The sequence below is a fragment of the Pseudomonas sp. NPDC090752 genome, assembly GCF_055584805.1.
The window spans coordinates 94,528-113,166 of the sequence record NZ_JBVJLI010000017.1; the positions used below are offsets into that span (position 1 = coordinate 94,528).

Sequence of the window (18,639 nt, forward strand, 5' to 3'; positions counted from 1 at the left end):
TCATTTTCAGCGCCGCGCAACCGGGCTATGGTCGGGGTTTGCCCCCAGGCCCTGAGCCTGACCGCGCCATCGTAAGGACCCCGTATGAGCCTGTCACTTCTCAGTCGCTACGCAGTGTTTGCCGCTTGTGTGCTGTTCACCCTGGCGAGCCTGCCGTTCCTCCATCACGAATGGCTGTGGCCGTTCACCCTGACCACCGCAGTGCTCAGCCTGATCGGCCTGTTCGACCTGCTGCAGCAGCGCCACGCGGTGCGCCGCAACTACCCGATCCTCGGCAACATCCGCTACCTGGTCGAGGGCATCCGCCCCGAGATCCGCCAGTACCTGCTGGAGGCCGACAGCGACGCCCTGCCCTTCTCCCGCGCCCAGCGTTCGCTGGTGTATGCGCGAGCCAAGAACGAAGCTTCGGACAAACCTTTCGGCACGCTGATCGACGTGTACGAGTCCGGTTTCGAATTCATCGGCCACTCCATGCGCCCCGCGCCGCTGGCCGACCCGGCAAGCTTTCGCATCATCGTCGGTGGGCCGCAGTGCAGCCAGCCGTATTCGGCGTCGATCTTCAACATTTCCGCCATGAGCTTCGGCTCGCTCAGCGCCAATGCCATTCGCGCCCTCAACCAGGGTGCCAAGCTGGGCAATTTCCACCATGACACCGGCGAAGGCAGCATCAGCCCCTATCACCGCGAGCACGGTGGCGACCTGGTGTGGGAATTGGGCAGCGGCTACTTCGGTTGCCGCACGGCAGACGGGCGCTTCGACCCCGAACGCTTCGCCGCCCAGGCGCGCAGCCCGCAGGTGCGGATGATCGAAATCAAGATGAGCCAAGGCGCCAAGCCCGGCCACGGCGGCATCCTGCCCAAGCACAAGGTCACCCAGGAGATTGCCGAGACCCGCGGCATCCTCATGGGTGAAGACTGCATCTCGCCGTCGCGCCACAGCGCCTTCTGCACGCCCATCGAGATGATGCAGTTCATCGCCCAGCTGCGTGAGCTGTCCGGCGGCAAGCCGGTGGGCTTCAAGTTCTGCCTGGGCCACCCATGGGAATTCATGGGCATTGCCAAGGCCATGCTGGAAACCGGCATTCTGCCCGACTTCATCGTCGTCGACGGCAAGGAAGGCGGCACCGGCGCGGCGCCGGTGGAGTTCACCGACCACATCGGCGTACCGCTGCGTGAAGGGCTGCTGTTCGTGCACAACACCCTGGTCGGCCTGAACCTGCGCGACAAGATCAAGCTAGGCGCCAGCGGCAAGATCGTCAGCGCTTTCGACATCGCCAGCGTGCTGGCCATCGGCGCCGACTGGGCCAACTCGGCGCGCGGCTTCATGTTCGCCATTGGCTGCATCCAATCGCAAAGTTGCCACACCAACAAGTGCCCGACCGGCGTCGCCACTCAGGACCCATTGCGTCAGCGTGCGTTGGTGGTGCCCGACAAAGCCCAACGGGTGCTGAACTTCCACCACAACACCCTGCGCGCACTCGCCGAAATGCTGGCAGCTGCGGGCCTGGAGCATCCGGCACAACTGGAGGCCAAGCACCTGGTGCGACGCGTCTCGGCTACCGAGATCAAGCTGTTTTCGCAGATGCACGTGTTCCTCAAACCGGGCGAATTGCTCACCGGCGAGGTGGATGGGCAGTTCTATTCGCGGATGTGGCAGATGGCGCGGGCAGACAGTTTCGAACCGCAAGCGGCCTGATCCCGCCAGGCCGTCAGCGAAACAGCCACTTGCGTCGCACCGGGAAGAGCCAACTCGACAGCAGCAGGCCCATCTGCAGGCTCAAGGCCGAGTACAACGCGACCGTGATAAGCGGTCGCCACCCCTGACTATCGGCGAGAGTCCCCAGCGCAAGGCTGAGGCCGCCCATACCCGCCACGAACACCAGGTAGCGCAAGCGTGAGGTAGGTACTCTGAAAAGGTGACGGGAATTGGCCAGAAACGAGAAACACAGGGCCACGAAGAAAGCGGTGAGGTTGCTGATTGCCTGATCCGTATTGCCCAACAGTTGCATCGCTGTGAAGGTGGCGATGTGGATGATGGTATTGAAAACACCGACAAGCAGGTACTTGAAGAACCCCGGAGCTCTTATTTGCATGATCGTTCATGCCTTTCTTGCCAGGCCTGAACAGCACGTTAAGCAGGAAACGGAAGCTGTACTACTGGCAAAAATGCCAGTTGACGCCTAGCGCTACCCAGGGTTTGCCAAACGGGCCGCTCGAAGGCGGCCCTACCAGTCCATCAGGACGCAGGGCTGGCGATGCCCTGCGCCTGCTTGGGCGCCAGCCGGAAGGTGTAATACAGCGCCGTCAGCAGCACCAGGAACGCCGGGCCGATATACAGCGCCACGCGGGTATCCTCGAAATACGCCATCAGACCCACCACCAACACAAGGAAGGACAATGCCAGGTAGGAGCTCAGAGGCCAAAGCCACATGCGGTATTTCAGAGCCTTGCTCTCGGCTGTCGAAAGCCCGGCGCGGAACCTGATCTGCGCCAGCAGGATCATCACCCAGGTCCAGATCGCACCAAAGGTGGCGATCGAGGTCACCCAGACGAATACCTTCTCCGGTACCAGGTAGTTCGCCAGCACCCCCAGCAGCAAGGCACCGATCGACAGCAGCAGCGCATTGCGCGGCACGCCGCTTTTCGAGGTGCGGGCGAACATGGCTGGCGCCTGGCCATTCTGCGCCAGGCTGTAGAGCATGCGCCCGGTGCTGAAGATACCGCCGTTGCAGGACGACAGGGCTGCGGTGATGACCACGAAGTTGATGATGCCGGCAGCGGTCTTGATCCCCAGGCGCTCGAAGGTCATGACGAAGGGGCTGCCCTGGCTGCCGATTTCGTTCCACGGGTAGATCGACAGGATCACGAACAGGGCGCCGACGTAGAACAGCAGGATGCGCCAGAACACCGAGCCAATAGCCTGCGGAATGGTTTTCTGCGGGTTACGGGCTTCGCCGGCGGTGAGGCCGATCATTTCTACGCCCAGGTAGGCGAACATGACCATCTGCAGCGACATCAATACGCCCGTCACGCCATTGGGCATGAAGCCGCCGTTGCTCCACAGGTTGGAGATACCGAGCGCCACGCCGTCGTTACCGAAGCCGAAGGCAATGATGCCAATGCCGCCCAGCACCATGGCGATGATAGTGACGATCTTGATCAGGGCGAACCAGAACTCGAACTCGCCAAACGCCTTGACCGCAGCCAGGTTGACCGCACCCATGCTGGCCAGTGCCGCCAAGGCCCAGATCCAACGCGGCACGTCGGGGAACCAGATGCCCATGTAGATGGCCACCGCGGTAATTTCCGCGACGCAGGTCACCAGCCACAGGAACCAGTAGTTCCACCCGGTGAGAAAACCCGCCAACGGGCCCAGGTAGTCCTGGGCATAACGGCTGAACGAGCCAGCGACCGGGTTGTGCACGGCCATCTCGCCGAGGGCGCGCATGATCACCAGGATCGCCAGGCCACCGATAATGTAAGAAAGCATGATCGCGGGGCCGGCCATTTCAATGGCTTTGGCCGAACCAAGGAAAAGACCGACACCGATACAGGCGCCCAGCGCCATCAGGCGGATGTGCCGTTCGCCCAGTTCACGCTTGAGCGGGCCGCCTTGTGCGGTCTCGCCATGGGCAGGGGGGTTGCCGACTGACATAGCAATACAACCTCATTTTGTTATTGGATTTGACCTTCGTGCAGCACCGACCCCGCCGATAGGCGAGGCTTGGCTTGCCAGGCTGGCCTTGTGGGCCGGCCCGTGTGCCGGACTAGAGCGGCCGGCAGGGCGAAGGGGTCGAGCAGTATAGGAAGCCCGCTGTAGGGCTTTTCACTGTAAATACATAGAAATTTGGCGAGAAATCCGGGGGGGAAGTGCCTTCCACAGGTCTGGCCCAGCCACCCTATCAATATCGCCGTAGGAAGAAACCCACACCAAAGGCGCATATCCGACTTTGTATTTCTGCAGTTCCTACAAATTTTTCACCTCCTGCCCTCAGCGTCTAAGCTTCAGACAAGCAAGACGAAAAGTACCTGGCCGGATTGAAGACTATGGGCGCACTGTGGCAATCGGAACCAACCGGAACGGAAGCACCCGAAGCACCTCTGGCCGAGACGCCACAAGCAAAATCCCCCCGTCAGCGTCGGCTCTGGTGGCGGCTGATCCTGCTGATCCTGCTGGTGGCGATCGTCGCCATCGGTTTTGCCGCCTACGACGAGTTCCGCACCTCCGACCTGCAGTCGCGGGAATTCAGCAAGCTCGCCACCACCCTTACTTATTCGCTGCAACCAGGTCCAAGCGATGCCATCGTCTACCCCGGTGAAGGTCCGTTCGACAAGCGCCTGGGCTACAGCGCGCTGGGCGAATTCCTGCCACGCCTGCTCAAGCGCGACTACCTGATCAGCGAGCAAGTGCACTTCTCACCCGCGTTGATGAACTACGTCGACCACGGCCTTTTCGCGCCTTACATCGAGAAAATCCAGGCCGGCCTGTCGATCACCGATTGCCGCGGCGACACGCTGTACCAGTACAACTACCCGCAACACCTGTATCCGGACTTCGCCGCCATCCCACCGGTGATGGTCAACAGCCTGCTGTTCATCGAGAACCGTGACCTGCTCGACCCGAAAGATCCGAAAAACAACCCGGCGGTCGACTGGCCGCGCTTCGGCAAGGCTGCCTACAGCCAGGTCGCCAAGTACCTGGCGCTGCCCGGCCAGTCCGCCGGTGGCAGTACCTTGGCCACCCAGTTGGAGAAGTACCGCCACTCACCTGACGGCCTGACTGTCTCTGGTGCCGAGAAGATCCGCCAGATGATTTCCGCCAGCGTGCGCGCCTATCAGGGTGGCCCCGATACCACCGAGGCCCGCCAGCGTATCGTGCGTGACTACTTGAACAGCGTCCCGCTTTCGGCCGTGCCTGGCCACGGCGAAGTGCATGGCATGGCCGAAGGCCTGCGGGTGTGGTACGGCGCTGACTTCGACCAGGTCAACCAGGCCCTGACTTCTACCTCGACCGACGCCGACAGCATGGCCGCTCGCGGGCTGGCCTTGCGCCAAGTGCTGTCGCTGATGATCGCCCAGCGCCGCCCTTCGCATTACCTGTCCAAGGGCCGAGTGGAGCTTGCCGAACTCACCGATTCGCATATCCGCGTGCTTGCCGCGAACGGTATCGTCGACCCCACGTTGGCCGAGGCGGCGCTGGCCAGCAAGGCGGTGTACCGGGACTGGGTGGCGCAGCCGACCATCGTGCCGATCATCACCAACAAAGGCATCAGCCTGGCGCGCAACCGCCTGGCGGCCATGCTCAACCGCCCGCTGTACGACCTCGACCGTCTCGACGTCTCGGCCACCAGTACCTTGCAGGCCGACCTGCAGTTGCAGGCCAGCCAATACCTGAAGAACCTCGCTGACCCAGAGTTCGCTGCGCAGATGGGCCTGATCGGCGAGCGTCTGCTGACCAGCAAGACCACCGACCAGGTGCGTTACAGCTTCACCCTGTTCGAGCGCACCGCCGATGGTTCGCGGGTGCGGGTGCAGACCGACAGCACCGACCAGCCGTTCGACATCAACGAAGGCAGCAAGCTGGAGTTGGGGTCGACAGCCAAGCTGCGGGTGCTCACCACCTACCTGGAGATCATTGCCGAGCTGCACGACAAGTACGCCGGCAAGCCTGCCGCGGAGCTCAAGAAAGTCGAAGTCGCCGAGCTCGACCGCATCACCCAGTGGTCGCTCGAATGGCTGGCGCAGAACAGCAAGAACCAGAGCCTGGACGCCATGCTCGACGCCGCGCTCGATCGCAAGTATTCGGCCAACACTGGCGAAGCCTTCTTCACCGGCGGCGGCATGCACGTGTTCAACAACTTCCGCAAGGAAGACAACAACCGCAACCCGACGCTCAAGGACGCCCTGCGCGAGTCGATCAACCTGCCGTTCATCCGCCTGATGCGCGACGTGGTGCGCTACGTCACCTACCAGCAGCCGTTCAATCGCGTGCCGCTGCTCAAGGATGACGCCGACCCGCGTCGGCAGGAATACCTCGCCCGTTTCGCCGACAAGGAAGGCACCAATTACCTGATGCGCTTCTGGAAAAAATACCAACGCAAGACCTCGCAGCAACGCCTGGACACTTTCCTCGACAGCATGCGGGTCACCCCGCAGCGCCTGGGGGCGGTCCACCGCTACCTGTTCCCTGAAGCCGGCCAGGAAACCTTCAATGCTTTCGTCCGCGCCCATAGCAAGGAAGATAAAAAAGCGCTGGCCAAACTCACCGACGGCCGCCTGGCGGAGATGTACGAAGCCTACGGCCCCGGCAAGTACGACTTGCCCGACCAGGGTTACATCGCCAAGGTCCACCCGTTGGACCTCTGGCTGCTCGGTTACCTGCTGAAGAACCCCAGCGCCACGCTGACCGAGATGGTCAATGCCAGCCGCTTCGAGCGCCAGGAAGTCTATGGCTGGCTGTTCAAGAGCCGTCACCAGGGCGCACGTGACAGCCGCATCCGCACCATGGTCGAAATCGAAGCCTTCCTCGACATTCACCAGCGCTGGAAGCGCGTGGGCTACCCGTTCGATCATCTGGTACCGTCGCTGGCCACCGCCATCGGCAGCTCCGGCGACCGCCCGGCAGCGCTTTCCGAACTAGTGGGCATTATCCAGAACGACGGCATACGCCTGCCGACCCTGCGCATCGACACGCTGCACTTCGCCGCCGATACGCCCTACGAAACCAAGCTGAACAGCGACCCCGACCGTGGCGTGCGGATTCTCCCGGTGGAGGTCGCCCGGGCACTCAAAGGTGCGATGTCGCAAGTGGTCGACGCGGGTACCGCGCGGCGTATCTCAGGCAGCTTCAAACTGCATGACGGTACTCCGCTGGTGATGGGCGGCAAGACCGGCACCGGCGACAACCGCATCGAAAGCTTCGGCGCCGGCGGCCGGCTGATCGGCTCACGTTCCTTGAACCGTACTGCCACGTTCGTGTTCTTCCTCGGCGACAACCACTTCGGCACGTTGACCGCCTTCGTACCCGGGCGCTCGGCCGAGGCGTTCAAGTTCACTTCGGCACTGCCGGTACAGGTGCTCAAGGGCATGGCGCCGATTCTCATGCCGTACCTGGAACCGGGTAATCCCAACGCGTGCAAACCGCCACAGGTGGCGATGCATACCGGTGATTCATCGAACATCTAGATGATAATCATCAGCATTGAATGACTTGTGTTTAGATATATCTTGAGTAATATCTTTCGATATATCTAAACACACAGAGCCTCATTTGCATGCGTGACCACTCCGCTCATGACCCCTTTGAACGTCGTCCCATCCGCGGTGAACGCGGCCCACGGGTATTCGCCCCGGGAGACCTCAAATTACTGATGCTGTCGCTCCTGGCCGAACAACCGGGCCATGGCTATGACCTGATTCGCCAGATCGAAAACCTGTTCGACGGCAGCTACACGCCAAGCCCCGGGGTTATCTACCCGACCCTCAATTTTCTTGAAGAAGCCGAGCTGATCAGCGGCCAGGTGCAAGGCAGCAAACGTCTCTACGCCATCACCGCAGCCGGCCGCACGGCACTCGCCGACCAGGCCGTCGCCCTCGACGGCGTGCGCATGCGTATCGAAGTCAGCAAGCGCGCCCTGCGTGGCCACGACCGCCCGCCAGAGATTCATGAAGCGGTCGGCAACCTGCGCCATGCCTTGCACATGCACAGCGGCCGCTGGACCCCCGAAGAAATCGACCGGGTCCGTACCCTGCTCAACGACACCGCCAAGGCGATCGCCTCCGGGCCGGTCGACTCTGCCATGGAGAATCCCCATGAGTGACACCATTCACCGCGTCAACCACGAAATCCGCCAACGCCGCCTGCAGGTATTGCGGGTCACCGATCTGACCCCACGCATGCGCCGCATCACCCTGGGTGGCCAAGAGCTGCAAGGTTTTACCAGCCTTGGCACGGACGACCACATCAAGCTGCTGTTCGCCGAAAACGCCGAACAGCAGCAGGCTATCGACGCCCGAAACCTGGGCCGCGACGGCGGCGCCCGGCCAACCATGCGTGAGTACACGCCACGGCGGATCGACCTGGTGACCAATGAGCTGGACATCGACTTCGTACTGCATGGCGACGGCCCCGCGTCGACCTGGGCGGCGCAAGCTGCGCCCGGGCAAACGCTGAACATTGCCGGGCCGCGGGCTTCGATGGTGGTGCCGGATATCTTCGACAGCTACCTGCTGATTGGCGATGAGACAGCCATTCCAGCGATCGGACGGCGCCTGGAGGAACTGCCGGCAGGTCGCCGGGTGCTGGCGGTGATTCAGATCGAGGATGAGCAGGAGCGTCAGCCGCTGCCGAGCAAGGCTGAGGTAGAGGTTATCTGGGTCAAGCGCAGTGAAGATTTGCTGGCATTGCTGCAGGGGCTGAATTTACCTGAAGGCAAGCTGTACAGCTGGGTGGCGCTGGAAAAAGCGCTAACCCGCCAGGCCAAGGCGCTGTTGCTGGAGAAAGGGGCTGCGGAAGATGCGCTCAAGGCTGCTGCCTATTGGCGAGCTGACGGTACTGCGGACGAGGAGTAATTTGCTTCGTCTTCACCGGCCTCTTCGCGGGCAAGCCCGCTCCCACAGGTACTCAACTGCCCTCAAGTTCAGTGAAGTAACTGTGGGAGCGGGCTTGCCCGCGAAGAGGCCGGTACAGGCTAAATCAGCCGTCGCCCTTGCCACCGATCCAGCCCAAGGAACACCAACCCAATCCCCCAGAATCCCGCCAACACTCCCAGCGCATTGAGCATCACCTGCCCATACCCCAGGCTCGCCACGTCGATGAACGGATAGGCATACACGCCAATCTCGCTCCCCCGCCACAGCGCGTACGCGAAGTACACCGTCGGATACAGCGCCCACAGCGCCAGGTGCCAGAGCCGCAGATGCCCCTTGGGCACCGCGAACCACCAGTACAGCACGTACAGCGCGGGCATCACATCGTGCAGCAGTTCGTCTGCCAGCCATTGCCACCCCTGCGGTTGCCACAGGTGGCGCAGCAACACGCTGTAGGCCAGCGCTACCAGCACGATACTGGCGGCTACCGCAGAACTCACAGAAGGCAACAGGAAAAAGCGCTTGGCGGGCGATTCCCGCCCAAAGGCCGCATAGCTGAGCACCGTCGCCACCAGGGTATTGGTCAGCACCGTGAAATAACCGAACACATTGATCAGCCCGCCGACCAGGCTGGCCTGCTCCTGCCAGCGCGCCAGCAGCACCAGGTAAACCTGCACCGTCAGGCCCAGCCAGCCGAGCACGGCGGCCAGGGTCAGCCAGGGATGACGCGGCATCTCAGGCGTTGCGCTGCAGCTTCACGTACAGCTGCTCGACCTTCTCCCGCGCCCATGGTGTCTTGCGCAAGAAAGTCAGGCTCGACTTGATGGTCGGGTTGCTCTTGAAGCAACGCACATCCACCCGTTCGGCCAGGCCCTGCCATTGGTAGTGCGCCACCAGCTCGGTGAGGATCTGTTCGAGGGTCTTGCCGTGCAGCGCGTTGTGTTGGGCCGTGCTCATGCCAGTGCTCCAGCGTTTGAAAGATGCGCACCTTACACCAGTGTAGTGGCGAAGAGGCGCAGTACTCCCAGACAAAAACCGCTGGCAATCGACAAAAGCTCTGTGATGAAATAGTGATGTTATACAGTAACAATATAAAAGCCTCTGCCAAGGACCGTCACTTTCCCATGTTGTGCTCATCACTGCGCCTCTCCCCCCTCGCCGTCGCCCTCTGGCTGGCTTCATCGCCCAGCCAGGCCGTGGAACTCGAACCCCAGGTCATCACCGCCAACCCGCTGGGCAATCGCCAGCTGGCCGCCCCGAGCACCGTGCTCGAAGGCGACGACTTGCTGCAACAACAGCACGGCAGCCTCGGTGAAACCCTCAACAAACAGCCAGGTGTGGCCTCCACCTGGTTCGGCCCCGGCGCCAGCCGCCCGGTAATCCGTGGCTTGGATGGCGATCGCATCCGTATCTTGCGCAACGGCGTCGGCGCGCTGGATGCCTCGGCGCTGTCCTACGACCACGCAGTGCCGCTGGACCCGGTCACCGTCGAGCGCGTCGAAATTGTCCGTGGCCCGGCCGCCTTGCTGTACGGTGGCAACGCCATCGGTGGCGTCGTCAACACCTTCGACAACCGCATCCCCGATGCACCGATCGAGGGTATCCACGGGGCTGGCGAGCTGCGCTATGGCGGCGCCGACACCACACGCAGCAGCGCCGGCAAGCTGGAAGCCGGCGACGGCACCTTCGCCCTGCACCTGGACGCCAACAGCCGCCAGTTCAACGACCTGCGCATCCCTGGTTACGCCCGCAGTTCCAAGGTTCGCGATACCGACGAGCCCGGCAGCAAGCACCGCCTGGAGAACAGCGACGGGCGCCAGGATGGCGGCGCGATCGGCGGTTCCTTTCACTGGGATCACGGCTATGCTGGCCTTTCCTACAGCCGTTACGACAGCAACTACGGGTCGGTGGCCGAATCCGGCGTGCGCCTGGACATGAAACAGGATCACTACGCGTTCGCTTCCGAACTGCGTGATCTCGATGGCCCGTTCAGCTCGGTCAAGGTCGATGCCGGCTATACCGATTACCAGCACAGCGAGATCGAAGAAGGCGAGGTGCATACCACCTTCAAGAACAAAGGCTACGAGGCGCGCATCGAGGCCCGTCACCAGCCGATCGGCCCGCTTGAAGGTGTGATTGGCGCGCAGGTCAGCCGCAACGAGTTTTCGGCGCTGGGTGAAGAAGCCTTCGTCCCACATACCGATACCGACAGCTTGGCGCTGTTCATGCTCGAACAATGGCAGGCCACCGAGCGCCTCAACCTGAGCCTCGGCGCGCGCCTGGAACATACCCGCGTCGATCCGGATGCCAAGGGCAACGAGAACTTCGTCGACGCTGACAGTGCCAGCAGCTTCAACGCCTTCAGCTTATCGTCCGGGGCCGTGTACCAGCTCGACCCCGTCTGGGCGCTGGCCGCCAACCTCGGATACACCGAACGTGCCCCGACATTCTACGAGCTGTACGCCAACGGCGCCCACGTCGCCACCGGGGCTTACGAAGTCGGTGATGCCAGCCTGAACAAGGAGAAAGCCATCGCTGCCGACCTGGCTTTGCGCTTCGATAACGGCACTCACAAGGGCAGTGTCGGGGTGTTCTACAGCCACTTCCGCAATTACATCGGGCTGATCGGCACGGGTAACCTGCGCGAAGGGCATGACCACGACCACGGTGACGAGGATCACGATCACGATCATGACGACGGCGACTTCCCCGAGTATCAATATCAGGGTGTACGTGCACGCTTCTACGGCATCGAAGCCCAGGACCGCTGGCAGCTCGTCGAGAACCGCTACGGCAGCTTCGCCCTGGAGCTGTCGGGTGACTACACCCGGGCCAAGAACCTCGACAGTGGCGAGCCGTTGCCACGCATTGCACCGCTGCGGCTGAACAGCGGCCTGGTCTGGGAACTGGACCACTGGCAGGCCCGGGTGGATGTGCAGCATGCGGCTTCGCAACATCGCAAACCGGACAATGAAACCAGTACCGATGGCTATACCACGCTGGGCGCGAGTGTCGGCTATAAGTTCGATATCGGCCAGAGCCAGTGGCTGGCGTTCGTGCGCGGGGAGAACCTGACGGATCAGACGGTGCGCTATGCCAGCTCGATTCTGCGGGATATCGCGCCCGCGCCGGGGCGCAGTGTCGAAGTGGGTTTGCGTACAACCTTCTGATTGCATAGGGCCGTTCGCGGGGCAAGCACGCTCCCACAGCATTTGCGCCACTCAGTAAACTGTTGGAGCGGACTTGCCGAGACGTCGGACCGCCCGCGAATGGGCTGCAAAGCAGCCCCATCCACACACTGTTACCAGATCGGTAATAATTCCCTGCGACAATTTGTCTTTTTTTCTTACAACTTCCCCTATATCCTCCCCGCCGCAAGCTGAATCGCTTCACTTACCTATCCCGTCGCCATTTACATCGAAGAGCCCACTCCTCGGTGCGCTTGCCGTTTTTCAATAATCAAAAGATAGCGCTATCTCATGCTTAGAACCCGCTTCACCGGCCCTGTCCTGCTTGCCCTTGCCACCGGCCTGTCACCTGGCGTCAGCGCCCACGCCATGTTCGCCAGCGATTCCCCCTGGATGCTCGGCGACTGGGGCGGCACCCGCAGCGAGCTGCTGGAAAAAGGCTACGACTTCACCCTCGGCTACACCGGCGAGATGGGCAGTAACCTGCACGGTGGCTACGACCACGATCGCACGGCGCGCTACAGCGACCAGTTCACCTTCGGCAGCCACCTGGACCTGGAAAAAATCCTCGGCTGGCACGACACCGAACTGCAACTGACCATCACCGAACGCCATGGCGACAATATCAGCAACGACCGCATCAACGACCCGCGCGTCGGCGGTTTCACCTCCGCCCAGGAAGTCTGGGGCCGCGGCGAAACCTGGCGGCTGACGCAGATGTGGATCAAGCAGAAATACTTCGATGGCGCTCTGGACGTGAAATTCGGCCGCTTCGGCGAGGGGGAGGACTTCAACAGCTTCCCCTGCGACTTCCAGAACCTGGCCTTCTGCGGCTCGCAAGTGGGCAACTGGGTCGGTGGCATCTGGTACAACTGGCCAGTCAGCCAGTGGGCCCTGCGCGTGCGCTACAACCTGAACGATGCGCTCTACGCCCAGGTCGGGGTGTTCGAGCAGAACCCTTCCAACCTCGAATCCGGCAACGGTTTCAAGCTCAGCGGCAGCGGCACCCAGGGTGCGGTAATGCCGATCGAACTGGTCTGGAGCCCACGGGTCAATGGCCTGAAAGGGGAATATCGCGCCGGGTACTACTACAGTAATGCCAAGGCACAGGATGTACTGAAGGACAGCAACGGCCAGCCGGCCGCCATCAGTGGCTCCGCCTACCGCAGCAGCTCGAGCAAGCACGGCCTGTGGATCGGCGCCCAGCAACAGGTCACCTCGCTTGCTTCCGACCAGTCGCGCGGCCTGAGCCTGTTCGCCAACGCCACGGTGCACGACAAGAAGACCAATGCCATCGACAACTATGTGCAGGCAGGACTGGTATACAAGGGCCCCTTCGACGCCCGCGCCAAGGACGACATCGGTTTCGCCCTCGCCCGCGTGCACGTCAACCCCGGCTACCGCAAGAATGCCCGCCTGGCCAACCAGGCCGCCGGGCTCGATGACTATGACAACCCCGGCTACCTGCCCGTGCAGGACACCGAATACAGCGCCGAACTGTATTACGGCATTCATCTGGCCGACTGGCTCACGGTACGCCCGAACCTGCAGTACATCCGCCATCCGGGCGGGGTGTCGCAGGTCGACGATGCCCTGGTCGGCGGCCTGAAGATCCAAAGCACTTTCTAACAACCATTCACCTAACGGAGAACATACGATGAGCACTGACGGTGCCAAGAATGGAAGCCGCTGGCTACCGCGCCTGCTGGGCGTACTGCTGTTGCTGATGGGCCTGGCCCTGCTGGCGGGCGGCATCAAACTGAGCCAGCTGGGCGGGTCGCTGTACTACCTGATCGCCGGTATCGGCTTCGCCCTGTCGGGGGGCCTGCTGCTGGCCCAGCGCCGCCTGGCCCTGGGCCTGTACGGTCTGGTGCTGCTGGGCAGCACAGCCTGGGCGCTGCTGGAAGTTGGCCTGGACTGGTGGCAATTGGTACCACGCCTGGCCATCTGGTTCGCCATCGGCGTGGTGTTGCTGCTGCCGTGGGCGCGCCGTCCGCTGACCGGGCCTGCCAACAAGGCCAACATGGCGTTGCTCAGCGTTGCAGTGGTGGCCTCCGGCGCCTGCGCGCTGGGCAGCCAGTTTACCCACCCGGGCGAAGTGTTCGGCGAACTGGGCCGCGACAACAGCGAAATGGGCAGCGCCGCCCCGGCCATGCCGGACGGTGACTGGCAAGCCTATGGCCGCACCGAACACGGCGACCGTTATTCGCCGCTGCGCCAGATCACCGCGCAGAACGCCTACCGTCTGGAAGAAGCCTGGCGCATCCGCACCGGTGACCTGCCCACCGACAACGATCCGGTCGAGCTGACCAACGAAAACACCCCGCTGAAGGCCAACGGCATGCTGTACGCCTGCACCGCCCACAGCAAGGTGCTGGCCCTGGACCCGGACACCGGTGCCGAGATCTGGCGCTACGACCCGCAGATCAAGACCCCGGTCGGCACGTTCAAGGGCTTTGCCCACATGACTTGCCGCGGTGTGTCGTACTACGACGAGAACAGTTACGTCAGCCGTGACGGCAGCCCCGCGCCGAAAGTCTCCGACGCAGGCCAAGCCGTCGCCCAGTCCTGCCCGCGCCGCCTCTATCTGCCGACCGCCGACGCTCGCCTGATCGCCATCAATGCCGACAACGGCAAAGTCTGCGAAGGCTTCGCCAACCAGGGCGCGATCGACCTGACCACCGGTATCGGCCCGTTCACTGCCGGCGGTTACTACTCCACTTCGCCCGTGGCGGTCACCCGCAGCCTGGTGATCATCGGCGGCCATGTCACCGACAACGAATCGACCAACGAGCCATCCGGCGTGATCCGCGCCTATGACGTGCACGACGGCCGCCTGGTATGGAACTGGGACAGCAACAACCCAGACGACACCAAGCCACTGGCCCCGGGCAAGACCTACAGCCGCAACTCGGCCAACATGTGGTCGCTGGCCAGCGTCGATGAAGACCTGGGCATGGTCTACCTGCCGCTGGGCAACCAGACCCCCGATCAGTACGGTGCCAACCGCACCCCGGGCGCCGAGAAGTACAGCGCCGGCGTGGTCGCCCTGGACCTGGCCACCGGCAAGGCGCGCTGGAACTACCAGTTCACTCACCACGACCTGTGGGACATGGACGTCGGTAGCCAGCCGACCCTGGTGCACCTGAAAACCAAAGACGACGTTAAACCCGCGATTATCGTGCCGACCAAGCAGGGCAGCCTGTACGTGCTCGACCGCCGCGACGGTACGCCAATCGTGCCGATCCGCGAAATCCCGGTGCCGCAAGGCGCGGTCAAGGGTGACCACACCGCACCAACCCAGGCCCGCTCCGACCTCAATCTGCTTGGCCCGGACCTGACGGAACAGTCCATGTGGGGCGCCACGCCGTTCGACCAGATGCTGTGCCGCATCCAGTTCCGTGAACTGCGCTACGAAGGCCAGTACACCCCGCCGTCCGAGCAGGGCTCGCTGGTCTACCCGGGCAACGTCGGCGTATTCAATTGGGGCGGCGTCTCGGTCGACCCCGTACGCCAGCTGCTGTTCACCTCGCCCAACTACATGGCCTTCGTGTCGAAGATGGTGCCACGCGAGCAAGTTGCCGCCGGCAGCAAGCGCGAAAGCGAGACCAGCGGCGTGCAGCCGAACACCGGCGCGCCTTACGCAGTGATCATGCACCCGTTCATGTCGCCGCTGGGCGTACCGTGCCAGGCACCGGCCTGGGGCTACGTGGCAGCCATCGACCTGTTCACCAACAAGGTGGTATGGAAGCGCAAGAACGGCACCACCCATGACAGCACCCCGGTGCCTATCGGCCTGCCTGTTGGCGTGCCAAGCATGGGCGGCTCGATCGTCACCGCCGGTGGCGTCGGCTTCCTCAGCGGCACCCTTGACCAGTATCTGCGCGCCTATGATGTGAACAACGGCAAAGAGCTGTGGAAAGCCCGCCTGCCAGCGGGTGGACAAGCCACGCCGATGACCTACAGCGGCAAGGACGGCAAGCAGTACGTGCTGATCGTCGCCGGTGGCCACGGCTCGTTGGGCACCAAGATGGGCGATTACATCATCGCTTACAAACTCGCTGATTAAGCTTCAGTTGCGGCGGCGCCCCTGCCGCCGCGTTCGCGGGCAAGCCCGCTCCCACAGGTACAGCGCCACATTCGAGAACGGCGCTGTACTTGTGGGAGCGGGCTTGCCCGCGAAGAGGCCAGCAAGAACACCACCCTCCTCCCTTCGTCTACCATTGAAACCCATCCCCCCGCGCCCCATCTAAGCACCATAGTCATTCACGCAGGTGCCCCATGAGCGACCAGCAGGATTTCCCGGAACAACCCGACGAACACAGCGAAGTCGAACACCTCGATGCCCAGGCCGAAGCCGGCCATGGCCACGCCCTCGCCCTGCCCGGACAACAGCTGCCGGACAAGGTCTACGTGATCCCGATCCACAACCGTCCATTCTTCCCGGCCCAGGTGCTGCCGGTCATCGTCAATGAAGAGCCGTGGGCCGAAACCCTCGACCTGGTGGCCAAGACCCCGGACCACTGCCTGGCGCTGTTCTTCATGGACACCCCGCCGGAAGACCACCGCCACTTCGACACCTCGGCCCTGCCGGAATACGGCACCCTGGTCAAGGTGCACCATGCCAGCCGCGAAAACGGCAAGCTGCAGTTCGTCGCCCAGGGCCTGACGCGCGTGCGTATCCGCACCTGGCTCAAGCACCACCGCCCGCCCTACCTGGTCGAAGTCGAATACCCGCGCCAGCCCGCCGACCCCACCGACGAGGTCAAGGCCTACGGCATGGCCCTGATCAACGCGATCAAGGAACTGCTGCCGCTCAACCCGCTGTATAGCGAAGAGCTGAAGAACTACCTCAACCGCTTCAGTCCCAACGACCCTTCACCACTCACCGACTTTGCCGCCGCGCTGACCTCGGCCACCGGCAACCAGTTGCAGGAAGTGCTCGACTGCGTGCCCATGCTCAAGCGCATGGAAAAAGTCCTGCCGATGCTACGCAAGGAAGTCGAAGTCGCGCGGCTGCAGAACGAGATTTCGGCCGAGGTCAACCGGCAGATCGGCGAGCACCAGCGCGAGTTCTTCCTCAAGGAACAGCTCAAGGTCATCCAGCAGGAGCTGGGCCTGACCAAGGACGACCGCAGCGCCGACCTCGAACAGTTCGAACAGCGCCTACAGGGCAAGACCCTGCCGGCGCAGGCCAAGAAGCGTATCGATGAAGAAATGGCGAAGCTGGCCATCCTCGAAACCGGTTCGCCGGAATACGCCGTGACCCGCAACTACCTGGAATGGGCCAGCGCCTTGCCCTGGGGCGTGTACGGCAAGGACAAGCTCGATCTCAAGCACGCGCGCAAAGTGCTCGACCAGCACCACGCCGGCCTGGACGACATCAAGGAACGCATCCTCGAGTTTCTCGCCGTGGGCGCCTGGAAAGGCGAGATCAGCGGCTCGATCGTACTGCTGGTGGGCCCGCCTGGCGTGGGCAAGACCAGCATCGGCAAGTCCATCGCCGAATCCCTCGGCCGGCCGTTCTACCGTTTCAGTGTCGGCGGCATGCGCGACGAAGCAGAGATCAAGGGCCACCGTCGTACCTACATCGGCGCCCAGCCGGGCAAGCTGGTGCAGGCGCTGAAGGACGTCGAGGTGATGAACCCGGTGATCATGCTCGACGAGATCGACAAGATGGGCCAGAGCTACCAAGGCGACCCCGCTTCGGCGCTGCTGGAAACCCTCGACCCCGAGCAGAATGTCGATTTCCTCGACCACTACCTGGACCTGCGCCTGGACCTGTCCAAGGTACTGTTCGTGTGCACCGCCAACACCCTGGACTCGATCCCCGGTCCGTTGCTCGACCGCATGGAAGTGATCCGGCTGTCTGGCTATATCACCGAAGAAAAACTGGCCATCGCCAAGCGCCACCTGTGGCCCAAGCAGTTGGAAAAGGCTGGTGTGGCCAAATCCAGCCTGAGCATCACTGACAGCGCCCTGCGCTTGGTGATCGAGGGCTACGCCCGCGAAGCTGGCGTGCGTCAGCTGGAAAAACAGTTGGGCAAGCTGGTGCGCAAGGCGGTGGTCAAGTTGCTGGAAAATCCGGACGCCAAGCTCAAGATTGGCCCAAAGGACCTGGAGGCCTCACTCGGCATAGCAGTGTTCCGCAGCGAACAAGTGCTTGCCGGCAAGGGTGTGATCACGGGCCTTGCCTGGACCAGCATGGGCGGTGCGACATTGCCGATCGAGGCCACCCGCATCCATACCCTGAACCGCGGCTTCAAGCTGACCGGCAAGCTGGGTGACGTGATGAAGGAATCCGCCGAGATCGCCTACAGCTACGTGAGCTCCAACCTGAAGCAGTTTGGCGGTGATCCGGCCTTCTTCAACGAAGCGTTCATACACCTGCACGTGCCCGAAGGCGCTACGCCCAAAGACGGCCCGAGTGCTGGCATCACCATGGCCAGTGCCCTGCTTTCGCTGGCCCGCGACCAGGCGCCGAAAAAAGGCGTGGCCATGACCGGCGAGTTGACTCTTACCGGGCAGGTTCTCCCGATAGGTGGGGTACGAGAGAAAGTGATTGCGGCGCGGCGCCAGAAGATCTTCGAGCTGATCTTACCGGAGCCGAATCGCGGCGACTTCGAAGAGTTGCCGGAGTACTTGCGTGAAGGGCTGACCGTGCACTTTGCCAAGCGCTTTGCCGACGTGGCCAAAGTCTTGTTCTAAGCTGTACCGGCCCTTTCGCGGGGCAAGCCCGCTCCCACAGTCTTGCGGCGTTGTGCAGCATCTGTGGGAGCGGGCTTGCCCCGGGTACAAACCGAAGACATCGTTTACATTTCAAACCGGGGACATTGTTTACAGGCTAATACGCATGATCAGGA

Annotated in this window: 12 protein-coding genes; 8 read left to right on the forward strand and 4 right to left on the reverse strand. The window is 62.6% G+C overall.

From position 1 onward, the window contains the following. Window positions 1–84: 84 nt before the first annotated feature. Window positions 85–1,695, forward strand: coding sequence for an FMN-binding glutamate synthase family protein (locus ACZ6YA_RS20975; protein ID WP_465899060.1), 1,611 nt, complete (start codon window positions 85–87; stop codon window positions 1,693–1,695). Window positions 1,696–1,708: 13 nt separating this feature from the next. Here ACZ6YA_RS20975 and ACZ6YA_RS20980 read toward each other — a convergent pair whose 3' ends face one another. Continuing rightward, window positions 1,709–2,092 (reverse strand): GtrA family protein, encoded by a 384-nt coding sequence (locus ACZ6YA_RS20980; protein WP_465899062.1) that lies wholly within the window; start codon window positions 2,090–2,092, stop codon window positions 1,709–1,711. A gap of 143 nt (window positions 2,093–2,235) precedes the next feature. Beyond that, complete coding sequence (locus ACZ6YA_RS20985; protein ID WP_465899064.1) at window positions 2,236–3,654, reverse strand: amino acid permease; 1,419 nt, start codon at window positions 3,652–3,654, stop codon at window positions 2,236–2,238. A 392-nt stretch (window positions 3,655–4,046) separates the two neighbouring features. On the opposite strand from ACZ6YA_RS20985, the gene ACZ6YA_RS20990 reads away from it, so the two are divergent. The 3 genes from ACZ6YA_RS20990 to ACZ6YA_RS21000 all read left to right on the forward strand — a co-directional run bounded on the left by ACZ6YA_RS20990 (window position 4,047) and on the right by ACZ6YA_RS21000 (window position 8,570). Next, window positions 4,047–7,184 (forward strand): transglycosylase domain-containing protein, encoded by a 3,138-nt coding sequence (locus ACZ6YA_RS20990; RefSeq protein WP_465899065.1) that lies wholly within the window; start codon window positions 4,047–4,049, stop codon window positions 7,182–7,184. Window positions 7,185–7,273: 89 nt separating this feature from the next. Continuing rightward, window positions 7,274–7,819, forward strand: a complete 546-nt coding sequence (locus ACZ6YA_RS20995) for a PadR family transcriptional regulator (RefSeq protein WP_465899066.1) — start codon at window positions 7,274–7,276, stop codon at window positions 7,817–7,819. Then, complete coding sequence (locus ACZ6YA_RS21000) at window positions 7,812–8,570, forward strand: siderophore-interacting protein (RefSeq protein ID WP_465899069.1); 759 nt, start codon at window positions 7,812–7,814, stop codon at window positions 8,568–8,570. The genes ACZ6YA_RS20995 and ACZ6YA_RS21000 overlap by 8 nt, the downstream gene beginning before the upstream one ends. A gap of 119 nt (window positions 8,571–8,689) precedes the next feature. Here ACZ6YA_RS21000 and ACZ6YA_RS21005 read toward each other — a convergent pair whose 3' ends face one another. Then, window positions 8,690–9,322, reverse strand: coding sequence for a Pr6Pr family membrane protein (locus ACZ6YA_RS21005; protein WP_465899071.1), 633 nt, complete (start codon window positions 9,320–9,322; stop codon window positions 8,690–8,692). A gap of 1 nt (window position 9,323) precedes the next feature. Beyond that, window positions 9,324–9,545, reverse strand: a complete 222-nt coding sequence (locus tag ACZ6YA_RS21010; protein ID WP_095064225.1) for a VF530 family protein — start codon at window positions 9,543–9,545, stop codon at window positions 9,324–9,326. A 167-nt stretch (window positions 9,546–9,712) separates the two neighbouring features. Between ACZ6YA_RS21010 and ACZ6YA_RS21015 the strand changes: the two genes are divergently transcribed. The 4 genes from ACZ6YA_RS21015 to lon all read left to right on the forward strand — a co-directional run bounded on the left by ACZ6YA_RS21015 (window position 9,713) and on the right by lon (window position 18,484). Next, window positions 9,713–11,758, forward strand: coding sequence for a TonB-dependent receptor (locus ACZ6YA_RS21015; RefSeq protein ID WP_465899073.1), 2,046 nt, complete (start codon window positions 9,713–9,715; stop codon window positions 11,756–11,758). Window positions 11,759–12,067: 309 nt separating this feature from the next. Then, window positions 12,068–13,405, forward strand: coding sequence for a carbohydrate porin (locus tag ACZ6YA_RS21020; protein WP_465899075.1), 1,338 nt, complete (start codon window positions 12,068–12,070; stop codon window positions 13,403–13,405). A gap of 28 nt (window positions 13,406–13,433) precedes the next feature. Then, complete coding sequence (locus tag ACZ6YA_RS21025; RefSeq protein ID WP_465899077.1) at window positions 13,434–15,845, forward strand: glucose/quinate/shikimate family membrane-bound PQQ-dependent dehydrogenase; 2,412 nt, start codon at window positions 13,434–13,436, stop codon at window positions 15,843–15,845. Window positions 15,846–16,057: 212 nt separating this feature from the next. Further along, a complete protein-coding gene (lon, locus tag ACZ6YA_RS21030) occupies window positions 16,058–18,484 on the forward strand; it encodes an endopeptidase La (protein WP_465899079.1) in 2,427 nt (808 codons plus the stop codon). Window positions 18,485–18,639: the final 155 nt, after the last annotated feature.